The 3,656-nt window shown below is 68.1% G+C and carries 4 protein-coding genes; 3 read left to right on the top strand and 1 reads right to left on the bottom strand.

Translation table 11 applies throughout. The features are described from left to right. Positions 1–1,092 (bottom strand): serine hydrolase domain-containing protein (locus tag CF70_RS34745; RefSeq protein ID WP_160172251.1); only part of this gene is annotated, 1,092 nt, incomplete at its 3' end. 311 nt (positions 1,093–1,403) lie between these two features. Between CF70_RS34745 and CF70_RS10940 the strand changes: the two genes are divergently transcribed. The 3 genes from CF70_RS10940 to CF70_RS10930 all read left to right on the top strand — a co-directional run bounded on the left by CF70_RS10940 (position 1,404) and on the right by CF70_RS10930 (position 3,631). After that, a complete protein-coding gene (locus CF70_RS10940) occupies positions 1,404–2,264 on the top strand; it encodes a PhzF family phenazine biosynthesis protein (protein WP_035864037.1) in 861 nt (286 codons plus the stop codon). A gap of 127 nt (positions 2,265–2,391) precedes the next feature. After that, positions 2,392–3,009 (top strand): pyridoxamine 5'-phosphate oxidase family protein, encoded by a 618-nt coding sequence (locus CF70_RS10935; protein ID WP_152561770.1) that lies wholly within the window; start codon positions 2,392–2,394, stop codon positions 3,007–3,009. Between the two features lie 4 nt (positions 3,010–3,013). Continuing rightward, positions 3,014–3,631, top strand: a complete 618-nt coding sequence (locus CF70_RS10930; protein ID WP_035864032.1) for an FMN-binding negative transcriptional regulator — start codon at positions 3,014–3,016, stop codon at positions 3,629–3,631. Positions 3,632–3,656: the final 25 nt, after the last annotated feature.

Below are 3,656 nucleotides of genomic sequence, written 5' to 3'. Positions count from 1 at the left end.
GATGCCCAGCAGGACCTTGTATGAGGGCGCATGGGTGTTGCTCACCAGCACGGCGGCCGCTTCCTGCGTGTCCGGCGCGAAGGCCAGCAAGGCGCGGTAGCCCCCTGTCAGTCCGTCGTGGTAATACGTGCGATGGCCGGCCGGCCCGCGGATCAGCACGGCGTAGCCGATCTCCTCGCCACGGTAGCGGGCCAGCGGCGTGAGCGCCCGCTCCGCTGCCGGACCGAGCGGTCCGGCGCTGCCGGCCATCATGGCACGCGCGAAGATGAGCAGGTCCGGGGCCGTCGAGCGCAGCGCGCCGGCGCCCGACAATGCATCGAAGTCCCATGGCGCCCGGGTCTCTTCGTGGCTATAGCCGGCCGCGAGCGCCTTGGCCTGCGGCCCCGGGAACTGGAACGTGCTGCGCATGCCCAGCGGTCCGGTGATGTTCTCGCGCACAAGCACATCCCAAGGCTTGCCGTACCGGTCGGCAAGCAGTTGCCCGAGCAAGCCCATCCCCAGATTGCTGTACGCCGCGCCGCAGGGTGGCGCGTGTTCCAGCGTCAGCCCGGAAAGACCGGCAAGCAGCTTCCGGCGGTCATGCTGGGAGAACGGGTTTTCGGTCCCGTAGCCGGGAAAATCCTGCGGCTCGCGGGGCAGACAGGCGCTGTGCGTCACGAGCTGGCGCAGCGTGATGGCGGCGGTCTCCGGCTTCAGCGCTGCCTGGCCCTGCAGAAGTTTGCCGAGGTTGTCATCCAGCGACAGGTCGCCCCGCTCGACGGCCTGCGCGAGCAGCAGGCCCGTGAACAACTTGCTGATGGAGCCGATCTCGAACAACGGCAGTGCATCCGGATCGCCGCCCTCCACGATCTCACTGGCCGATCCCACGCGACGACGTTGTACGGCGTAGCGATCCTGTTTGTCCCGCCAGATGCCCACCGCCACGGTGCCGGGCTCATCCTCGAGCACGGTCGTTGCGATTTCGGCGGGCGACGATGCGAAGGAGAGAGGGGCCGCGACCGCCGATGAGAGACAGGCAAGCCCGGCAGCCGCCGCGATCCATACGCTCAACGTCGTGGCCAAGCCACCAAACAATTCCGTCTTGCTCGCCATGGGCATCCTCTGGTGGCCTTCATGCTGGAACGGCCGGACCGAGACAAGCCACCGGCGCCGCTACTATACCGTCAGCCAGTATTCGCATTTAGCAGCGAATACCCCTAGGTTCTTCCGGATTCGCCGGAAATCCGGTCATGCCGGAACCGGCCGCACGGACGCCGGCCTCGCATGGATCGTGCCCTGCTGGTCCCGAGCCCAGGCCAACTGTCAGCAACTGGCCCGCCAGCCATCCCGTCGACTGTGCATGGCGTACTCCGGGTGGCGATTTACACTGGCCCCTTCCACTTCCACTTCCAGCCCGAACAGCCATGACCGCCTACGCTTACCGCCTGCTCAACGTTTTCGCCGAATCCACTTTCGGCGGCAATCCCCTGTGCGTATTCGAGGATGCGCGCGGGCTCGACGACGCCACCATGCAGGCCCTGGCGCTGCAGTTCAACTTGTCCGAGACCACCTTCATCCTGCCCTCCGGGCAAGCCAGCGCCCAGGTCCGGATTTTCACGCCGGGTTATGAGATGCGCTTTGCCGGCCATCCCACGCTGGGCACGGCGCATGTGGTGCGCGACCTGGCCGCTACCGGCGACGCGCTCACGCTCGAATTCAAGGCGGGCGTGGTTCCCGTGACCGCGCAGGGCGACGTGTGGACCTTCACGGCGCCGCATGCAGGCCAGCCGAAGACGGCGCCGGCCGGCCTGCCGGATGCGGAAATGGCCTCCCTGCTCGGCCTTGCCGAGTCCGACCTGCTGGATTCGCCGATGTGGGTCGACACCGGCGCCGACCAGTTGCTGGTGCCTGTGAAGCATGTCGACGCCGTGCGCCGCGCGCAGCCCGACAGCGCGCGGCTGGCGGCCTGGCCGCAGAGCAGCCTGGGCCGCAAGACCGCCTACGTCTTTGCCTTCGATCCGACGCGGCCGGAACAGGTGGTGGCGCGCTATTTCTTCACCAAGCAGGGCGGTGGCGTGGCCGAGGACCCGGGTACCGGATCGGCCTGCGCCAACCTGGGCGGCTGGCTGATCGCCAGCGGCCACGCGCTGCCGGCCGGATACCGGATCGCGCAGGGAGAGGCGGTCGACCGGCCGTGCACGCTGCGGCTGGAAGTGACCGCCGGGCAGGCGATCCGCGTGGGCGGACGCGTGATCGAACTGGGCCGCGGCACCATCAACCTGTAACACGCAGCCCGATCGTGCATGGTGGCGCGGGGCGGGCAAGCGCGACAAACCACGCGCAGCTGCGTTACAGTGAGATCCGCCCCGCCCATCAGCCCTGACGCGCAACCCGCACGCGCACACCGACATGATCACGCCGCACGCCCTGACCACGCTGGCCGAACTGGAAGCCCGCTACGCGCAGGCCAGCGAGGCCTCGCTCGCCAAGGAAGTCGATTACCTGCATCCGCACTACCGCGCCTTTGTCGAGGCCGCCCCGCTCTGCCTGCTCTCCACGGTAGGCGGGGAGTATGCCGAGTGCTCGCCGCGCGGCGACGCGCCCGGCTTTGTCCAGGTGCTCGACGAGCGCACCTTGCTGCTGCCGGACCGGCGCGGCAACAACCGCCTCGACAGCCTGCGCAACATCATCGCGGACCCGCGCGTGGGCCTGCTGTTCCTGATTCCCGGCGTGGACGAGACCATCCGGGTGGCCGGCACCGCCCATATCTCGGTCGACCCGGCGCTGATCGCGCGCTGCATGGTGGACGGCAAGGCGCCGGCCACGGTGCTGGTGATCTCGATCCAGTCGGTGTTCTTCCAGTGCGCCCGCGCGCTGGTGCGATCCAGGTTGTGGGACCCGCAGACACAGGTGGCGCGCAGCAGCCTGCCGAGCAACGGCACCATCCTGGCCGCCGTGAGCCGGAATCCCTTCGACGGCGTCGAGTACGACGCATCGCAGCCAGCCCGGATGAAGCAAACCCTGTATTGAGCCCATGTACACGCCAAACCACTTTGCCAGCACCGAAAGCGACGCCATCGACGAAGTCATGCGCCGCTACCCTTTCGCCACCCTGATCGGCAATGACGCCGACGGGCTGCCGTTCGCCACCCATCTGCCGGTGGTGGCGGAACGCAGCGGCGACGCCTGGCTGATCGAAGGCCATATGGCGCGCGCCAACCCGCACTGGCGCTGGCTGGAGCAGACGCCGCGCGCGCTCCTGGTGTTCCAGGGCCCGCACGGCTATGTCTCGCCCGCGCTGTACGAGCAGAAGCTGTCGGTGCCGACCTGGAACTACGTCGCCGTGCATGTGTACGCGGAAATCGCCACGATTCACGACGCCGATGCCAAGGATGCGCTGCTCAAGCGCCTGATCGCGCAGAATGAGCCCGGCTACGCCGCGCAATGGCGGGAGCTGCCGGAGGATTTCCAGCAGAAGATGCTGGGTGCGATTGTCGGCCTGCGCATCGTGCCGGCGCGAGTCGAAGCCAAGTTCAAGCTCAGCCAGAACCGCCCCGCGGCCGACCGCGCCCGCATTCTCGCCGCCCAGCAGGAAGGCAGCCCGATCGAGCGCGACATGGCAGCGTGGATGGTGCGCATGACGGGCGCCTGAAACGCTAAGGCCGGCTGCAACGCAA

The organism is Cupriavidus sp. SK-3 (genome assembly GCF_000611145.1).
Taxonomy (GTDB): domain Bacteria; phylum Pseudomonadota; class Gammaproteobacteria; order Burkholderiales; family Burkholderiaceae; genus Cupriavidus.
This window is presented reverse-complemented; position numbering and strand designations above follow the sequence as displayed.

Excerpts from the sequence above, each read along its gene's own strand:
- CF70_RS10940 (WP_035864037.1), top strand. The coding sequence starts at position 1,404 with ATGACCGCCTACGCTTACCGCCTGCTCAACGTTTTCGCCGAATCCACT.
- CF70_RS10930 (WP_035864032.1), top strand. The coding sequence starts at position 3,014 with ATGTACACGCCAAACCACTTTGCCAGCACCGAAAGCGACGCCATCGAC.